Origin of the sequence: Synechococcus sp. H60.1, from assembly GCF_047462335.1 — a bacterium.
Lineage (GTDB): Bacteria > Cyanobacteriota > Cyanobacteriia > Thermostichales > Thermostichaceae > Thermostichus.
The window spans coordinates 1-17,719 of the sequence record NZ_JANSJA010000043.1 but is presented as its reverse complement, the minus strand read 5'-3'; the positions used below and the strand labels follow the sequence as shown (position 1 = coordinate 17,719).

14 protein-coding genes are annotated in these 17,719 nt (G+C 61.5%); 11 read left to right on the top strand and 3 right to left on the bottom strand.

The annotated features are described in order from the left end of the window. The 5 genes from mrdA to NW852_RS02295 all read left to right on the top strand — a co-directional run. The coding region (gene mrdA, locus NW852_RS02315) for a penicillin-binding protein 2 (protein ID WP_414426427.1) at positions 1–1,850 on the top strand (1,850 nt) is incomplete at its 5' end. A 332-nt stretch (positions 1,851–2,182) separates the two neighbouring features. Next, positions 2,183–2,500 (top strand): HU family DNA-binding protein, encoded by a 318-nt coding sequence (locus NW852_RS02310; RefSeq protein ID WP_011429825.1) that lies wholly within the window; start codon positions 2,183–2,185, stop codon positions 2,498–2,500. Positions 2,501–2,570: 70 nt separating this feature from the next. After that, complete coding sequence (locus NW852_RS02305; RefSeq protein WP_414371146.1) at positions 2,571–3,716, top strand: pyridoxal phosphate-dependent aminotransferase; 1,146 nt, start codon at positions 2,571–2,573, stop codon at positions 3,714–3,716. 26 nt (positions 3,717–3,742) lie between these two features. Further along, on the top strand, positions 3,743–4,408 hold the full coding sequence (locus NW852_RS02300) for a hypothetical protein (RefSeq protein ID WP_414365431.1): 666 nt from the start codon (positions 3,743–3,745) through the stop codon (positions 4,406–4,408). Positions 4,409–4,788: 380 nt separating this feature from the next. Further along, positions 4,789–5,553: a hypothetical protein gene (locus NW852_RS02295; RefSeq protein ID WP_414371276.1), complete on the top strand. Its 765-nt coding sequence runs from the start codon at positions 4,789–4,791 to the stop codon at positions 5,551–5,553. Between the two features lie 200 nt (positions 5,554–5,753). Here the strand turns inward: NW852_RS02295 and NW852_RS02290 are convergent, their stop codons facing one another. Next, positions 5,754–6,818, bottom strand: a complete 1,065-nt coding sequence (locus NW852_RS02290; RefSeq protein ID WP_414371148.1) for an ABC transporter substrate-binding protein — start codon at positions 6,816–6,818, stop codon at positions 5,754–5,756. 18 nt (positions 6,819–6,836) lie between these two features. Between NW852_RS02290 and nadC the strand changes: the two genes are divergently transcribed. The 3 genes from nadC to NW852_RS02275 all read left to right on the top strand — a co-directional run bounded on the left by nadC (position 6,837) and on the right by NW852_RS02275 (position 10,325). Continuing rightward, positions 6,837–7,679: a carboxylating nicotinate-nucleotide diphosphorylase gene (nadC, locus tag NW852_RS02285; RefSeq protein ID WP_414365435.1), complete on the top strand. Its 843-nt coding sequence runs from the start codon at positions 6,837–6,839 to the stop codon at positions 7,677–7,679. A gap of 156 nt (positions 7,680–7,835) precedes the next feature. Further along, positions 7,836–8,768, top strand: coding sequence for a quinolinate synthase NadA (nadA, locus tag NW852_RS02280; RefSeq protein ID WP_414371151.1), 933 nt, complete (start codon positions 7,836–7,838; stop codon positions 8,766–8,768). Positions 8,769–8,801: 33 nt separating this feature from the next. After that, positions 8,802–10,325, top strand: coding sequence for an L-aspartate oxidase (locus tag NW852_RS02275; RefSeq protein WP_414365438.1), 1,524 nt, complete (start codon positions 8,802–8,804; stop codon positions 10,323–10,325). Here the strand turns inward: NW852_RS02275 and gndA are convergent. Both gndA and NW852_RS02265 read right to left on the bottom strand, forming a co-directional pair. Further along, positions 10,322–11,731, bottom strand: a complete 1,410-nt coding sequence (gene gndA / locus NW852_RS02270; protein WP_414371154.1) for an NADP-dependent phosphogluconate dehydrogenase — start codon at positions 11,729–11,731, stop codon at positions 10,322–10,324. The genes NW852_RS02275 and gndA overlap by 4 nt on opposite strands. A gap of 89 nt (positions 11,732–11,820) precedes the next feature. After that, positions 11,821–12,321, bottom strand: a complete 501-nt coding sequence (locus NW852_RS02265) for a pentapeptide repeat-containing protein (RefSeq protein WP_414371156.1) — start codon at positions 12,319–12,321, stop codon at positions 11,821–11,823. A gap of 123 nt (positions 12,322–12,444) precedes the next feature. Between NW852_RS02265 and larC the strand changes: the two genes are divergently transcribed. From larC to NW852_RS02250, 3 genes are all read left to right on the top strand, one after another. Beyond that, positions 12,445–13,638, top strand: coding sequence for a nickel pincer cofactor biosynthesis protein LarC (gene larC, locus NW852_RS02260; RefSeq protein ID WP_414398907.1), 1,194 nt, complete (start codon positions 12,445–12,447; stop codon positions 13,636–13,638). Between the two features lie 177 nt (positions 13,639–13,815). Further along, positions 13,816–15,810 carry an ABC transporter ATP-binding protein/permease gene (locus NW852_RS02255; protein ID WP_414371282.1) on the top strand — a complete coding sequence of 665 codons (1,995 nt, stop codon included), beginning with the start codon at positions 13,816–13,818 and terminating at the stop codon, positions 15,808–15,810. A gap of 167 nt (positions 15,811–15,977) precedes the next feature. Then, a partial coding sequence (locus tag NW852_RS02250; RefSeq protein ID WP_414426426.1) for an NADPH-dependent assimilatory sulfite reductase hemoprotein subunit occupies positions 15,978–17,719 on the top strand: 1,742 nt, incomplete at its 3' end.

The following is a 17,719-nucleotide window of genomic DNA, read 5'->3' as shown; positions in this document are numbered from 1 at the left end:
CCACATCCGCGGGACGGGATCCCAAAACCCTGTTTTCCCCCCACTCCAGGCCCCCCGACCCGCGCCGCGTCCTTCCCCCGCCCACCAGTAGCCCTCGCTGGCTGGGATCCCCGCCGGCCAAAACGGTGGGTCAGGGTTATCGGGCCCTGGTTTTGCTCCTGCTGGCCAGCGGCTTGCTCCTGGGAGGGCTGGGATCCCGCCTGGCCTACCTGCAACTGGTGCGCACCCAGTATTACCGCCAGTTGGCCGATACCAACCGCATTCGCCTCTTGCCCCAGCCGCCGGAACGGGGGCGCATTGTGGATCGCAACGGCGTGCTGCTGGCGGGCAGCCAGCTCTCCCACTCAGTCTTCCTGTGGCCGTTGGTGCAGTCGCGGCAGGGCTGGCAGGAGACGATCCCCAAGCTGGCCCAAGCCTTGAACATGGCCCCCGAAGAAATTGCCCAAAAGCTGGAACAGGCCGGCTACCGCTCCCCGTTTCCCGTACGCATCCTGCGCAACGCCAGCCCCCAGGTGGTCATTCAACTGGAAGAGATGAGCCGCGAACTGCCGGGGGTGATGGTGGAGGCGGAGACGGTGCGGTTTTATCCCCATGGCGACTTGGCCGCCCACCTGCTGGGCTATACCGGCGAGATCTCGCAAGAACAACTGCGGGCCGACCCCAGCTATCGCTTGGGGGATATCGTCGGCCTGATGGGCGTGGAGGAATTGTTCGAGAGCCATCTGCGCGGCCAGTGGGGCGGGCGCCAGGTGGAGGTGGACGCCATGGGAGAAGTGCTGCGGGTGCTGGGAGAACAAGCCCCCCAACCGGGCAACACCCTGCAGCTGACTTTGGACGTACGCCTGCAGCAGGCGGCAGAGCAAGCCCTGGGCCAGCAGAAAGGAGCAGTAGTCGCCCTGGATCCCCGCGACGGCTCGATCCTGGCCATGGCCAGCTATCCCACTTTTGATCCCAACCTCTTTTCCAGCCGCATCACCCAAGCCCAGTGGGAGAGCCTGCAACAGAAGGACTTTCCCTTCCTCAACCGCGCCCTGCGGCCCTATCCCCCCGCCAGCACCTACAAAATCATCACCACCGCTGCCGGGATCGAGTCGGGGGCCTTTCCCCCGGATACGGTGCTGCAGACCGGCCCCTACATCCAGGTGGGCGGGTGGAGGTTCTGGGACTGGAACCGTGCCGGCTTCGGGCGGCTGAACTACCGCCAGGCGATGGCCTACAGCAGCGACACCTTCTTCTACCAGATTGCCCTGGGCACCAAGGCCGCCCCCCTGCAAGAATGGTCGCGCCGCTTCGGGCTGGGGCAATTGACCGGGATCGGCCTTAAGGGGGAAGCTGCTGGGCTGGTGCCTGACGCCGACTGGAAACAGCGCCACTGGCGCGAGCCTTGGTATGTGGGCGATACGGTGAACATGTCCATCGGCCAGGGATTTATCACCGCCACGCCGCTGCAGATGGCGGTGGTCACAGCAGCGGTGGCCAACGGCGGCTGGCGGGTGCGTCCCTTGCTCTCGCAGCAGGTGATCCCGGAAAGCGCCGTGCCCCTGCGGCAGAAGGTAGGTCTCTCCCCCGCTACCCTGGAGATCTTGCAACAGGGGCTGCGGGATGTCGTGGTCTACGGCACTGGCGGCAACGCCAACCTGGGGCCGGGCTTTCCCCCTACCGCCGGCAAAACCGGCACTGCCGAGGATCCGCCGCGGCGCTCTCACGCCTGGTTTGTCGGCTATGCGCCCTCCGACCGGCCCGAATTGGTGGTCGTGGTCTTTCTGGAAAACAGTGGCGGCGGGGGTGGATCCCGGGCAGCCCCGATCTTCCGCGAGGTGATGCGGGCCTACTTCCAACGCGACCTGTGATGCCCTGGGCGGGACTTGCCCCGGCATCCGAGGGGAGTGGGTATTAGGATTATCGGTTGATCTCTCTTTGTTCCCCAAAAATTCCGCTCAGCCCCCCTAAAATCCCTTCTCCAACCGGCTTCTACCCTAACTTGGCTGTAGAATATGTCAGTGATTTGGAGCCAAACTGCCACAATCCTGCCATTCGCGCCAGCGGCGCTTTGGCGCAGTGCAGGGCAAGCCCCGCTCCTACAGACTGAGAACACTCTGGGCCGTGGTTGCTTCGCAGCCCCTCGCGAGTACGCGGCCAGAGTCGGTTTTAACCCTATTGCCTAACTCACGAGGAGATCAGGATGAACAAGGCAGAGCTTGTGGATGCCGTCGCTCATCGCGCCAACGTAACCAAAAAAGAAGCTGAAGCTGTCCTGACGGCGGCGCTGGAGATCATTGTCGAAGAGGTCGCATCCCGCGATGAAAACGGTGAACCCAAAGGGAAGGTGACCCTGGTGGGCTTCGGCTCCTTTGAGGCCCGCAAACGCAAACAACGGGAAGGTCGCAACCCAAAGACCAACGAGAAGATGGTGATCCCGGCCAGCATTGTCCCGACTTTCACCGCAGGCAAAACTTTCCGCGATGCGGTGGCAGGTGGCCACAAGTCTTCGGGAGTTTGACGAGATCCCAGCCGTTCGCGCTCCTCAGGCGGAGTTCTCTCGGTGAACCTGAGCTTTGGGATGGATAGGCGTGCAACGGCCTCAGCATGGTGGCAATCGAGCTTGGGGGGCAGCCATCGCCGGCTGCCCTGCTGAGGCTATTTTGGATTTTTCGGCTAGCCTCAACCCCCTGGGCCCTCCGCAGTCGGTTTTGCAAGCTCTGGCTCGCGCCCTGTCGGCGCCGGATCCAGTTGTGATCAGCCGCTATCCGGATCCCGACTACCGCGAGCTGCGGGCCTGTTTGGCGCGGCGCTGGGCGGTCGATCCGGAGTGGATCTTCGTGGGCAATGGGGCGGCGGAGTTGCTCACCTGGGCCGCCCGCGATGCCCAGGGGCGGGAGGTTTGGCTGCCCCGACCGGCTTTTGGGGACTATGAACGGGCCCTGCGGGCGGCGGGTGTAACCCTCAGGGGTTTGGATCTTTGGCCCTCTCAGGGATCCCCCACCCTAGCCTTGCTGCAGAAAGGGATCCGGGCGGACAAGACAGGCCGGGTGCTCTGGCTGAACAATCCTCACAACCCGACGGGCCGGCTTTTCCTCCGGCAAGACCTCTTGCCCCTCCTGACCCAGTTTGAGCAGGTGGTGGTAGATGAAGCTTTTATGGACTTTTTGCCAGGAGACGCCCCGCAGGAGCTCCCCCCTCTGGACGCCGGCTCAGAGGTGGGAGAGCTGCCCCGCAGCCAGACTTTGATTCCTCACCTGGAGGCCCACCCCAACACCATCGTCATCCGTTCGCTGACCAAGTTCTTTACCTTGCCCGGCTTGCGCATCGGCTTTGCTGTGGGGCACCCGGATCACTGGCGGCGCTGGCGGCAGTGGCGGGATCCCTGGAGCGTCAACGGATTGGCGGCGGTGGCGGTGGCGGCGGCTCTGGCGGATGAAGACTTTCGCCGGCGCACCCTGGCCTGGCTGCCGATGGCGCGGGAGCATTTGTTGAGCGGTCTGCAGGCGCTACCCGGCTGGGATCCCTGGCCCAGTCAGGCTAACTTTGTACTGGTGCGCTGCCCTGGCTCCGCTACGCAGATTCAAGAAAAGCTGTTGCGGCAGCACCGCATCCTGGTGCGGGATTGCCTGAGCTTTCCAGAGCTGGGGGATCGCTATCTGCGCATTGGCCTGAGAACCCTGACGGAGCAGGAGCAGTTGCTATCGGCCTGTCGAGAGATCTTGGAAAATAGCTAGAGAGCTTCTTTCTGGCGAGAGAGATTATGGTTGAGGTGGTGACTCCCCTTTGGCCGGAGTGCGAGGCTTCTATCGTGAAGGGGGTAGCCCACCACAGCGATCTGGAACTGCTGCGGGCCTTTCAACGGCAGCCGCAGGCGGCGCGCTACTTCATCGCCCTGTTTTGCCGCTACTGCGCCTGGGTGGATGGGATCCTGGCCGAGCATCTGCCCCCGGAGCGGCGGGCTGCCGCTCGAGAGGAGGTTTGGCTGCACCTTTATGCGCGCCTTCAGCATCTCGATGCCCGCACGCTACAGAGTGAGGGGGGCGGGGATCCGGTGCTGGCGCCCTGGCTGGCGGCGCAAATCCGCGAGCTGATCTGGTCTTTTGCGGGGCGGTCTGACGGCACGGCAGAGGGTGAGGCCACCCCTCCTCAAACCGCGAGCGCCGGTGCAGCGAAGCCCTCTCTTTCGCCAGCATTGGCCTGTTACCTGACCGCCGCTCTGGACAACTTGCCGGGAGATATGCGCTTCATTCTGCTGCTACGGGATCGGTTTGGTTGGTCACCGGATCGCATCGCCGCCCAGCTCAAAGCTGACCGGTACTACCTCGCGCCGGAAGAGGTGGATGCCATTGTTGCCTCCGCTCGCCAGCTCCTGCTTCGGCATCTGCCAGCGGATGTGCGCGACCTCTATCTTGCGGCAAATCCCTAGAAGAAGGCCTTCGGCTTGTGGCATGGTAGTAATGGCTTGCCTTTATCCCTGGGGTTGGCTCTGCGGTTGGGCAGTTCCCGGGTTCAGCACCGGCTTGGTTCTGCTTGCTTCCCAGCTCTTAGTCTGGCGAGGGTGAGTTGTCTATGAGTTTTTCTCCACTTCCCTCAGATGCTACTCGACCCCTACCAAGGGCCCAGCAAACCCAGCCAACTCCTCAACTGACGCTTCAGGAAGCGCTGAGCTGTTTACATCTGGATGAGCTCAAGGAATTGGAGCGATTTCGCCTCTGGCAACGTTTGCAGCGCAGGTCATCTGTCCCCTTGCCATGGACAGATCCTCTTGGAAGCGATATCCCCCTAGAGCGCTCTTCACCTGTGCTGATGCAAGAAATCGTGGAAGACTTGGAGGAGGAGGAAACACCACGGCCGGCGGGGGTGCTCTCCCCCCTTTGGCTCTTGCTGCTGTGGGCCCTCTCCTGTGCGGGGATCGGCTTCGGGGTGCGCTGGTTGATCTGGCCGGAAGAGCTGTCGCTTCCCCAAACCGCTGTCCTGACCCACAACATCCAAAGAGGGATCCCTGGCCAGGTGGATTTGGCCCAGTTGCCCCTGATTCCCCTGGAGCCGCTGCCGGGACAGGTAGGGGAAGAGTTCTATTCGGGGAGGCTGGATCCCAGTCAGTTGGCGCTAGGGTTGGCGAACACTCCCAATCTGGAGGAGTTGCGGGTCGAGCCCCTTCAGGATGTCCTCAACTTGTTGGACAGTCTACAAACCGACTTGGCCTCGGCTGCACAGGAACCTGCTCCTTCCCTCTCGAAAACGGTGGAGCAAGTGGCAGCCAGCCTGGAGCGCCCCTCCCAGCCTAAAGTAACCGCTGTTTCAGAATCTTTGCTCACGGTGCCCCTGAACAGCAACGATCTCGATTCCTTAGGGCCTAACCGCGGCGAAGGAACTTTTTTGGTGCTGACCACCTACTCCGGAGAGGAAAGCTTGGCGCGAGCTCGGCAAGTTGCCAATGATGCTTTTGTAAAAGATGTGAACGGCCAGAAGTTTGTGCAGTTGGCAGCATTTGAACAACTGGAATATGCCCGCTACCACGCTGAAACTTTGAAGAACAAGGGCTTTAACGTCACCATTGCCGAGCAGTAGCTTTGGCCATCGGTCAGCAAGCTGCACGAAAGTTAGCTACAGTCATTCATTAGGTAGCAATGGAGCAGTTAGATCCCTAACTCCCCTCTCCCAGAGATAGGCTGAGGGTAAGCGCTGCTCGTCTTTGGCGGTCTAGAGCGGCCGGCAGCCCCCTCCAAACTGATTAGAACCGCCCTATAATTCCCTTTTTCGCAACTGACCTAGCTTTTGTAGTAGGCAGTGCCTTTATTGACAAAGTCCAACGTGTAGGCGGCTTGGTAGTTAATGGTTGGCTCAAAGACACCCGCCACTGTCATACTCTCGAAGAAGCTTTGCCAACGTTCGTGGGTCATGGCGCCAATGCCCTTTTCTAGCGCATCGCCGGACAAAATAACACCGTACTCCTTCAACTTCTCAAAGCTATAGGCCAACTGCTCATCGGTCATCTCCGGGTTATCCTGCTTGATGAGGCGATAGGCGGGGCGGGGATCCTCTAGAAAGCTGTACCAGCCCTTGATAGAGGCATCCACAAATCGCTGCACCAGGTCTGGCTTGGTTTCCACCAGTTGGCGCCGCGTCTCGATGGTTGTGGCATAGGGGTTGTAGCCGTAGTCGGCTAGGAGAAAAATTACCGGCTTAAAGCCTCCTTGTTTTTCAATGGCAAAAGGCTCAGAGGTGAGATACCCCTGCTGCGCTGAGGTGGGATCCGCCAAGAAGGGACCGGGGTTGAAGTTGTAGGGGCGGGTCTGGTCGTCGGTGAAGCCGTACTTGGCCCGCAGAAAGGGCCAGTAGGTAGTAAAAGCCCCTTTGGCCACGAAGATGGGTCGGCCCTTGAGATCCTCCAAGCGCTGGGTGCCGGGATGGGCAAGGAGAACCTGAGGGTCTTTTTGGAAAATAGCCGCCACGCAGATGAGCGGGATCCCTTCCCGCACGGCGTTGATGACTCCCGCGCTTCCCCCCATGGCAAAGTCGGCAGCTCCGCCGGCCAAAATCTGGGTAATGTTGACGCCAGGGCCGCCCATCTTGATGGTGACGTCTAGCCCATATTCGCGATAGATGCCTGTGGCCACCGCCTGGTAAAAGCCGCCATGCTCCGCCTGGGCATACCAGTTGGTAGCATAGGAAACCCGGTCGAGTTTGGATCCCTGAGCCACGATGAGAGTGGGGGAGGATCGAGCAGCCGCTGCCGCCAGCAGACTTCCCCCAAGGGCAGCAGCTCCTGCTTTGAGCAACTGACGACGGCTGAAGGTGCCGCTATCGGGTTGAGAGGATCCAGTCGAGGCCATAAGCAACTCAAGCAAAAGATGATGCCAGCATTCTACATCCCGGAGGAGACCCTGTGCGCCTGGCTACAGGAAGATCTCGGCCACGGCGATCTCACCAGCGAGCTGACGCTGCCCCCCGGAGTAGAGGGCGAGGCGGTGATCCTAGCTAAGGAGGCAGGGATCCTGGCGGGTCTGGAGATTGCCAGGCGGGTTTTCCGGCTGGTGGATCCCCAGCTGGAGTTCGCTCCCAAAGCAGAGGAAGGGGAGAGCGTGGCCGTCGGCCAAGCAGTGGTCCAGCTCAAGGGATCCCTGCGGGGGATTCTGGCAGCAGAAAGGCTAGCGCTGAACCTTCTCCAAAGGCTTTCTGGCATTGCCACCCTTACCCGCACCTACGTAGAGGCGTTGCGGGGAACCTCGACCCAGCTCCTGGACACCCGCAAGACCACCCCCGGCCTGCGCGCTCTGGAGAAATATGCGGTGCGGGTAGGAGGCGGCAAAAACCACCGCTTTGGCCTCTTCGACGGCATCTTGATTAAGGAAAACCACATTCGCGGTGCCGGCGGCATCTTGGCAGCCGTCCAGCGGGCCAAAGCAGGTGCCCCCCACCACCTCAAGGTCGAGGTTGAGGTGCGCAACCTCCAGGAGCTGGAGGAGGCTTTGGCGGCAGGCGCCGATCTAATCCTTCTCGATAACTTCCCCTTGGAGCAGATTCGGGCTGCCGTTCAACGGGTAGGGGGGAAAGTTCCCCTAGAAGCCAGCGGCAACATGAACCTAGAGCGCGCCCGGCAAGCGGCGGAGGCAGGCGTTGACTACATCAGTGTGGGGGCCCTGACTCACTCGGCCAAGGCCCTGGATCTCTCCTTGCTCGTGGTGCGGCCCTGAGGTTTGCCCCAGGGAGCGCTGTTTCTAATGCTAGGCTAGGTAACAATCCCGCCTAAAGCAGGAAGGCCAGTTGCTGCCTGCTGGCAACTTCTCCTTAGCCCCGCACCAGTCCAGATCTGCACCCGTGGCCGGCCCAGCCAAAACAGAAGGTTCACCATGACCCAAGAAACCCTTGTCCAGGAAATTGCTCGACTCAAGCAGGAAAGGCAGGCCGTTATCCTAGCCCACTCCTACCAACTCCCCGAGGTGCAGGAAGTGGCGGACTTTGTGGGAGACTCCCTGGGCCTGGCCCGCGCGGCCCAAAAGACAGATGCCCAGGTCATTGTCTTTGCTGGCGTCCACTTCATGGCCGAGACGGCAGCTATCCTCAACCCGGAAAAGACGGTGCTGCTGCCGGATCTAGAGGCGGGCTGCTCCCTGGCCGACAGCATCCGGCCTGAGGATGTGCGGCGCTGGAAGGAGGCCAACCCCGAGGGGCTGGTGGTGGCCTATGTCAACACGGCCGCCGAGATTAAAGCCCTGGCCGATGTCTGCGTTACCAGCGCCAACGCTGTGCAGGTGGTGGCCAGCCTGCCGCCGGATCGCCCCATCTTCTTTGTGCCGGATATGTTCCTAGGGGCCTATGTAGCCCAGACAACGGGGAGGGAGTTGGATCTGTTCCCCGGCGAGTGCCACGTCCATGTGGGCATTCGCGAGGAGCACCTCAAGGCAATGGCAGAAAAGTACCCGGAGGCGGAGTTCCTCATCCACCCCGAGTGCAGTTGCGGCTCCAGTTGTCTATTTCTCAAGCCGGACGCCAAGCTCCTTTCTACCGAGGGGATGGTGCGTTATGCCAGAACTTCGGCCAGCCGCGAGTTTGTGGTTGCCACCGAAGTGGGCATTCTCCACCGGCTGCAAAAAGAGGCCCCCGATAAGACCTTTATCCCCGTCAAGGCGGACGCCGTCTGCGAGTATATGAAAAAAATTACCCTGGAGAAGATCTACCGCTCCCTAGTGGAGATGCGCTACGTGATCCAGGTGCCGGAGGCGGTGGCGGAGAAAGCTCGCAGGTCGATCCTGGCCATGCTGTCAGTGCCTGCTGGAGCCTAGAGGGAGCACCCTTGGCGAGGGTCTGTTTTTCCAGTGTTGTCTACGTCTTTCCTAGCGGAAACAGACCTCTTGATCCTGGGGGCAGGGGTGGCAGGGATCTATGCAGCCCTGTGGGCGGAAGCAGAGGGAGCCAGAACCCTGGTGGTAAGCAAGGATCCCTTGCCTTCTGGATCCACCCCTTGGGCGCAGGGGGGGATAGCTTTTCCACTGGATGCAGCAGATGTGGAAGCCCACCTCCAGGACACCCTGCAAGCAGGCCGTGGCTTGGTGGAAGTGGAGGTGGCCCGCTCCATCCTGCAGGAAGCCCCCTTTCACCTGGAGAGGCTTTTGTCCTGGGGGCTGCCCTTCCATCCGGAGCCGGTGCGGGAAGGGGGCCACTCGCGGGCGCGGATACGCCATCTGGGAGGGGATCGGAGCGGGCTGTGGCTGCTGCAAGGTTTGCTGGCTCGCCTAAACAAGCCGCCTCTCCAGGGATACACAGCCCTCAGCCTTTTGATGGCAGGAGACAGGGTAGGGGGAGCCCTGCTGCTGGGGCCAGATGGGCCACTGCAGGTGAAAGCAGGGGCAGTTCTCTTAGCTACAGGCGGGTTTGGCAGCCTTTTCCCCCTCTCGACGGCTCCGCCGGGGGCCAGCGGGGATGGGATGGCCTTGGCCTGGCGGGCAGGAGCTGTCCTAAGGGATCTGGAGTTTGTGCAGTTTCACCCCACCGCCTTGCCCAATGGAGCCCTGGTCAGTGAGGCTGCCCGAGGGGCAGGGGCCGTGCTTCTCAACGCCTGGGGGGAGCGCTTTATGCCTTGCTATACGGAGCTGGGCGAGCTGGCGCCGCGGGATGTGGTGGCCCAGGCGGTGTTCTGGGAGCGGCAGCGGACGGGGGGAGTTTATCTTGATCTACGGGCTGTGCCAGAGCTGGAGGAGCGCTTTCCCACCGTTGTTGCCTCTGCCCGCGCTTTGGGGCTGGATCCTGGAAAAGACCTCCTGCCGGTTGCTCCCGCTGCCCACTACGTCATGGGCGGGGTGCGAACGGATGCCTTTGGCTTCACTGGCCTGCCGGGCCTCTATGCTGCCGGGGAGGTGGCTTCTACAGGGTTGCACGGGGCAAACCGTTTGGCTTCCAACAGCCTCTTGGAAGGGCTGGTCATGGGCAAGCGAGCTGCTCTGGCTGCCCTGCGGGACCTCCAGGAGCCACCCCTTCAGGTGCAGGCTCTACCTGTGCTGACCGCGCCGCCCTCTCTTCTTCCCGAGCTTAGGCAGCAGGTGGGAGAGGCGCTGGGCGTGGTGCGGGAGGGAGAGCGGCTGCGGGCTTTTCTGGCTTTTGCAGAAGCCCTGCCCCTGGAGGAGAAGCCCTGGGCCAGCCGGGAGGAGGTCGAGGCCGGGAGTTTGTTGCTGCTTGCCCGCCTGGTGGGGCAAGGGGCTCTGTTGCGAGAGGAAAGTCGCGGATCCCACTTCCGCAGGGATTTTCCCCAAGAAGGAGAGCCTTTCCATACCGAGGCGTGGGGCTCTACCTTGAAGCAGACGCCGCTAGGTCTAGCGGCCGCACCAGAGGGGGATCCTGCCTAGGCGTTCCAGGCGTGGTGGAAAACCCCCGGCCTGTCGATGCGCTCAAAGGTGTGGGCGCCAAAGAAATCCCGCTGGGCTTGGGTGAGGTTCTGGGGCAGCTCGGCAGTGCGGTAGCTGTCGTAGTAGGCCAGGGAAGCGCTAATGGCCGGGATCGGGATCCCTAGGGTAGCCGCGGTGGTCACCACCCGCCGCCAGGATCCCTGCCGTTCCTGGATGGCCTGCTGAAACTCCTCATCCAAAAGCAGGTTGACCAGCTCCGGATCCCGCTGGTAGGCCGCCTGGATCCTGCTCAGGAGGCGGGCGCGGATGATGCAGCCCCCCTTCCAGATGCGAGGGATCTCGCTAAAGGTGTAAACATAGCCGTGGGCAACGGTGGCTTGCTTGAGCAGCGCCATCCCCTGGGCGTAGGAGCAGATCTTGGAACAGTAGAGGGCGGCGCGCAGATCCTGGAGGAAGCGGTCGGGATCCCCTTCAAAGGCTGTTCCCGGCCCTGGCAACTGCTGCGAGGCGGCCACCCGCTCTTCCTTCATCGAGGAGAGGAGGCGGGCCTGCACTGCCGCCTCAATGGTGGGCACCGGCACCCCCAGATCCAGGGCGTCCTTGACCGTCCACAGGCCCGTGCCCTTCTGGCCTGCCTTGTCCAAGATGAGATCCACCAGCGGCTTGCCCGTCTCCGGATCCAGCGTCCCCAAGATCTTGGCGGTAATCTCAATCAAAAACGACTCCAGCTCCGTCTCGTTCCAGGCCTGAAAAATCTCCTGCATCTGCGAGGCCGTCAGCTTCAAGCCCCGGCGCATCAAGTCATAGACCTCGGCGATCAGTTGCATGTCGCCGTATTCGATGCCGTTGTGCACCATCTTCACGTAGTGCCCGCCCCCTTTGGGCCCCAGGTAGGTGACGCAGGGGCCGTCCGGCACTTGGGCGGCAATTTTGGTGAGGATGGGCTCCAGTTGGCGGTAGGCTTCCAGGCTGCCGCCGGGCATGAGGCTAGGGCCGTTAAGGGCACCTTCTTCCCCGCCGCTCACCCCCATGCCGACAAAGTGGATCCCGCTGGCTTCTAGGGCCTCGGCACGCCGGTCGGTGTCGCTGTAGAGGGAGTTGCCGCCATCGATGAGGATGTCGCCTGGCTCCAGCAGCGGCCTGAGCTCGTCGAGGATGGCATCCACTGGCGGGCCTGCCTTGACCATGATCAAGATTTTGCGGGGCCGCTCCAACAGTTGCACCAATTCGGGCAGGCTGTAGGCAGGGGTAATCTGCTTGCCTTGGGCCCGCCCTTGCATGAACTGCTCGGTTCTGGCGCGAGTCCGGTTGTAGACCGCAACAGGAAAGCCATTGCGCTCGACGTTGAGGGCCAGGTTTTCCCCCATCACCGCTAGGCCAATGACTGCGAAGCTGGGCTTGCTCATGGTGGGGCAGGGTCAACACCTTCCCCAATCTAAAGGGCAATCCAGCCAAGAGGGTTCAGGGATCCTGTTTTCTTCACCTTTGCCGGCTTTCAGGGGCAGCCTAGACTTGCGCGGGTGGCAACGCCTGTTACGGGATGGGATCCCTCAGCCCGCTGGCACAATTCCCGCAGGGCTGCCCGATCCACATAGGCGTCGCTAAAGTCAGCGCCGCCAATCTGCGCCCCTTGCCAAACCGCCCGCGCAGCAATGGCTCCCCTGAGGTTGGCCCCCCTGAGGTCGGCGCCTGCTAGGTTGGCCAGATCCAACAGGCTGTTGCTGAGATCTGCCCCCGCCAGGTTGGCCCCCGCCAGATTGGCTTTGGTAAAGGCCACGCCGGCAAGGTTGGCCCCATGCAGATCGGCACCCTGCAGGTTGGCGCTGACAAAACTGCTGCCCCGCCAGTCCTGACCCGACAGATCCTGCCCCTGCAGATCGGCATTGCTAAAGTTGAGACGAGTTTGGGATCCCGCCGGGGATCCCCACAGCAACAGCGTTGCCCCCAGCAGGATCCCCAGGGAAAAGCGGAGCCAAGGATTGGGCTGCAACAGCATTTGGGATCCCTCCTTGCGGCTGAAGTTTTTCCTATTTTGGCCTTGGCGGCAGCCACTCCTGTTGGCATCGCCACCACTCTGGGCAAAACTGGGTGGAGCCGTCCCTCCCGTTTCAACGCTGCTATGAAGGTGGCCTACTTGGACTGCGCGGCAGGCATTGCCGGCGATATGTGCTTGGGGGCTCTGCTGGATTGCGGGGTGCCCCTGGAGTATCTCAACCAGCAGCTCCAGGCGCTGGGCATCGAAGGAGAATACAGCCTGCAGGTATGCCGGGTGCAGCGGTGCGGCCAGCCGGCTCTGCAAGCGGTGGTGGAGGTGTTGGACGAGTCCCCGCCCGCCCGCTCCTGGAGGGAGATCCAGGCTTTGATTGCCGGATCCCGCTTGGCCCCTGCGGTCAAGGCCCGCAGCCTCAAAGTTTTTGAGAAGCTGGCGCAGGCAGAGGCAAAAGTCCATCAGGTGCCCCTAGAAAAAGTGCATTTCCACGAGGTGGGGGCCGTCGATGCCCTGGTGGATATCGTCGGCACCTGTATCGGTCTGGATTGGCTGCAGGTGGAGCGGGTGATCTCCTCTCCCCATCCCATTGGCGGTGGCTGGGTGAGCACCAAACATGGCCAACTGGCGGTGCCCGTGCCGGCGGTGATTGAGCTGTGGGAAATGGGACGGGTGCCGGTGTTTAGCAACGGCGTGGAGGCCGAGCTGGTTACCCCCACCGGCGCAGCCCTGGCGGTGGCGCTGGCAGAAGCGTTTGGGCCCTGTCCACCGCTGCGGCTGGAAAAAGTGGGGCGCGGGGCCGGCAGCCGCGAGTTGCCCATTCCCAACATCTTTCGTCTTTGGATTGGTCAGTCCCAGGGGGAAGAGCCAACCGAGATCGTCTCAGTGTTGCAAACGCAGATTGACGACCTCAACCCCCAAGTGATTGCCTATACCTGCGAGCAGTTGCTGGCCCTCGGCGCCTGGGACGTGTTTACCCAACCCATCACCATGAAGCAGGGGCGGCCGGGAGTGTTACTGACGGTGATCTGCCCGCCGGATCGGGTGCCGGAGTGCCAGGAGCTCATCTTCCGGGAAACCACCACCCTGGGCATCCGCCACTCCCAGCAGCAGCGCACCGTCCTGGAGCGCCGGATCGAGCGGGTGGAAACCCCCTACGGCCTGGTGGACATCAAGTTGGCCTATCACCATGGCCGCCTTGTCAACGCCCAGCCGGAGTTCCGCGACTGCGTGGCCCGCGCCCAAGCGTTTCGCGTGCCGGTTCAGACGGTGTGGCTGGCGGCCCAAGCGGCCTGGCAAAAGCGGTTGCAAGGGGATCCCGACTGAAAACAGAAGCTTTGGGCAAAAGTAGGCTGGACATAAACCCTATCAGCACTGGCTCAGCATGGGCAGCGGGGCTCTTCCTTAGAGGCGAAGGGATTTGCTCCTGGTGGACCGAGAAGGGATCCCTGGCCTGCTAGCCTGAAAGATGTCGATCCCACCCTCTTGACCACGACCACAACCATGGAATCCCAAGCCGCTCAATTTAATTTCGACCGCAAACTTTGGGACCGCTTTATCACGGTAGCTCAGCCCTACTTTTATCCGCGGGTGCGCTACGGGGGCTGGATTTTCTTTGGCTTGCTGGCAGCGGCCATGGTGTTTGTGGTTGCCTTGATGTTCTTTGTGGAGATTGGGGTGACCTTGGTTGGTCAGGCCCTGTTCCCAGAGTTTTTTACCAATGTAGCAGCCGGGCTGGTGGCGCAAACGGAGAGAAACTTGGCCTCGCCGCTGCTGTGGGTGGCCGCAGCCAGCTTGGCTCTGAGCAGCCTGGCCTTTGGGCTGGTGTGGCGCCAGATTCAGCGGCGCTGGCTGCAATGGCTGTTGTTGACCTTTTTGCTGTTTCTATCTTTAACGGTAAACCGATTAAACGTGATGATCAGCTTTATCTTTCGGTTTATCGACACCGCCCTACAGCAAAAAGAAGAGAACACCTTCTGGCAGTTTTTAATCATCTACGGGGTGTTGATCATCTCGGCCATTCCCATTTTGGTGATCTATCGGTATACACGGCTGAAGCTGGGGCTGTTTTGGCGGGAATGGCTGACCGACCACTTTCTGGATCGCTACTTTGATCGCCGGGCCTACTACGAGCTGGATTCCAACGCCGCTAACACAGAGATTGATAACCCCGACCAGCGCATCTCCGAAGACGTTCGCTCCTTTACCGGCACTACCCTTTCTTTTTTGCTGGATATTCTCGACTCGATCCTCACCCTCTACGCCTTTACCGGCATCCTCTACAGCATCTCCCGCCCCTTGGCGGTGGGATTGGTTATCTATGCTACCATTGGCACCGCCATTGCCATTGTGGCTGGACGCAAGCTAATTAAAATTAACTTCGATCAACTGCGCTACGAGGCCGATTTTCGCTACAGCCTAGTCCACGTGCGGGACAACGCTGAGTCCATCGCCTTTTACCAGGGAGAAGACCTAGAGCTGAGGCAGATCTTGAATCGCTTTGCCGCTGCCCTGCGCAACTTTGACTTGTTAATCATTTGGCAGGCTATTATTGACATTTTTCAGTATGCCTATAACTACTTCACGCGCATTGTGCCCTATGTAATTGTGGCCCCCCTTTACTTTAGCGGCGTACGGGATTTTGGCACCATTACCCAGGCCACCATTGCCTTTAGCCAGGTGCTGAGTGCCCTTTCAATTGTGGCCAACCAGATCCAAAGCATCTCCAGCTTTGCCGCCGGGATCAACCGTCTAGGGTCCTTTTACGAAACGTTGGAGAATCCGGCCCTGCGCCACACCCGCGACCGGGAGAGCACCATCCAAACTCGCATTGCTCCCCAACTGGCGCTGCAGCAGGTTACTCTGCTAACACCAAACTCAGAACGAACCCTGGTGCGGGATCTGTCCCTGAGTTTAGAGGCAGGCCAACGGCTGCTCATTGTGGGGGCCAGCGGCAGCGGCAAGAGCTCCCTGCTGCGGGCCATTGCCGGCCTGTGGAACAACGGCCAGGGATCCATCGCCCGCCCCGACACCACCGAGATGCTCTTCCTGCCGCAAAAGCCCTACATGCTGCTGGGATCCCTGCGGGATCAACTCCTCTATCCAGGTCGTCGCCGGGATCTCAGCGATGCAGATCTCATCCGGGTTTTGGCCCAGGTGAACCTAGCCGATTTGCCGGAGCGGGTGGGCGGCTTTGACGTGGAGAAAGATTGGGCCAGCACCCTCTCCTTGGGCGAACAGCAGCGCCTGGCCTTTGCCCGCATTTTGATTACTCAGCCCCGCTACGCCATTTTGGACGAGGCCACCAGCGCTCTAGATGTAGCCAACGAAAAGCTGCTCTACCGGCAACTGCAACACCTCAACACCACCTACGTCAGCGTCGGCCACCGCCCCACTCTCCTGGCCTACCACGACCTTGTCTTGGAGCTACAGGGCAACTCTGCCTGGAAACTCTGGTCGGCAGCAGAATACGGCGCCCGCCTGGCCCTGGCCGGCTAGAGCGCTGCCTTAGCTCTCAAGCTGCCCTGGTACCCCTCACCCCCGGCCCCTTTCCCAGAGGGAGAGGGGAGTAGGCTGTTCCACCTCAAACCCATAGAACTGGACGCGGCCCAGGGGAGATGCTACCCTGTTTCACAAGTATTCCGACCGGATTACTGGAGAATCAGATGAGCTCCCTTGTCGGCTCTGAGGCCAAGCGCTCCAAGGTGGAGCAGATCAAGGCAGATAGCCATTTCCTGCGGGATCCCTTGCAGCAGGAGCTGGCCCAAGACACTACCCACTTTAGCGAGGCGGCGGTGCAGGTGCTCAAGTTTCATGGCGCCTACCAGCAGGACGACCGGGATCTGCGGCAGCAGCGGAAGCAGGAGGGACGGGAGCGGGCCTACGAGATGATGTTGCGCACCCGTATTCCGGGGGGGCATGTGCCGCCGCAGCTCTACTTGACCCTGGATCGGCTGGCCGAGGAGTACGGCAACGGCACCCTGCGGGCCACCACCCGGCAGACCTTTCAACTCCACGGGATCTTGAAGAAAAATCTCAAGGCCACGGTGGCCAGCATTATCCGGCAGATGGGATCCACCCTGGCCGCCTGTGGCGATGTCAACCGCAACGTCATGGCACCAGTCGCCCCCTACAAAAACCGGCCTGCCTACCGCTACGCCCAGGAGTATGCCCGCAAGCTGGCGGATCTCCTGGCTCCAAAGACTTCTGCCTACTACGAGCTGTGGGTGGATGGAGAGCCGGTTCCCATCCCGCCGGTGGATCCGGAAGTCCAGGAAGCCGAGCAGTTTGTGGGCAACGGCGTGAGGCTGGAGGGGCCGGAACCTCTCTATGGCCCGGTCTATCTGCCCCGCAAGTTTAAGACGGCCATCGCCGTAGCCGGGGAGAACACCGTCGATGTGTACTCCCAAGACCTGGGTTTGATCGTCCTCACCGACCGCAAGGGCAACCTCAAGGGCTTCAACATCGTGGTGGGCGGCGGCATGGGGCGCACCCATGGCAAGGAGGAGACCCAACCCCTTTTGGCCCAGAAGCTCTGCTTTGCCCCGCCGGAAGCGGTGTACCGGGTTTGCCAGGCGATTTTGGCGGTGCAGCGGGATCACGGCAACCGCTACGACCGCAAGCAGGCACGGCTGAAGTATCTGGTGCGCGACTGGGGGATCCGCAAGTTTCGCCGCGTGGTCGAGCAGTACCTGGGGGAGAAGCTACTGCCCTTCCGGCGCATGCCCAAGTTTGTCCCCAACAGCGACGACTACCTGGGCTGGCACGAGCAAGGGGATGGCCGTTGGTTTTTGGGCCTCTCGATTGAAAATGGCCGCATCCAAGATACGCTGGAGCGGCAGTTGAAAACGGCCCTGCGCAAGATTGTAGAGGAATTTTCCCTCCACCTGCGGCTGACTCCTACGCAGGACGTGATCTTCATTGACATCGAGGATCACCAGCGAGAGGCCATCAACCAGATCCTCAAGTCCCATGGGGTGCTTTCCAAAGAGGAGATCCCGGAGCTGGTGCGGCTCTCCATGGCCTGTCCGGCGCTTCCCACCTGCGGCTTAGCCATTACCGAGTCGGAGCGAGCCCTGCCCACCCTGATTCGCCAGTTGGATCAGGTGTTGCAGGAGCTGGGGCTGCAGGATTCGCCCTTTTTGGTGCGCATGACCGGCTGCCCCAATGGCTGTGCCCGGCCTTACTTGGCAGAGCTCGGCTTGGTGGGATCCGCCCCCGATGGCTACTACCAAATCTGGCTGGGGGCCAGCCCGCAAGGGGATCGCCTGGCCCAGCCGTTTCAGGATCGGGTGCACATCAGCCAGATCGTGCCGCTGATGAGAATTCTTCTGCAGGTCTACAAGCAGGAGCGCCACCCCCAAGAGCGCTTCGGCGACTATTGCCACCGGGTGGGGATCCCCTACCT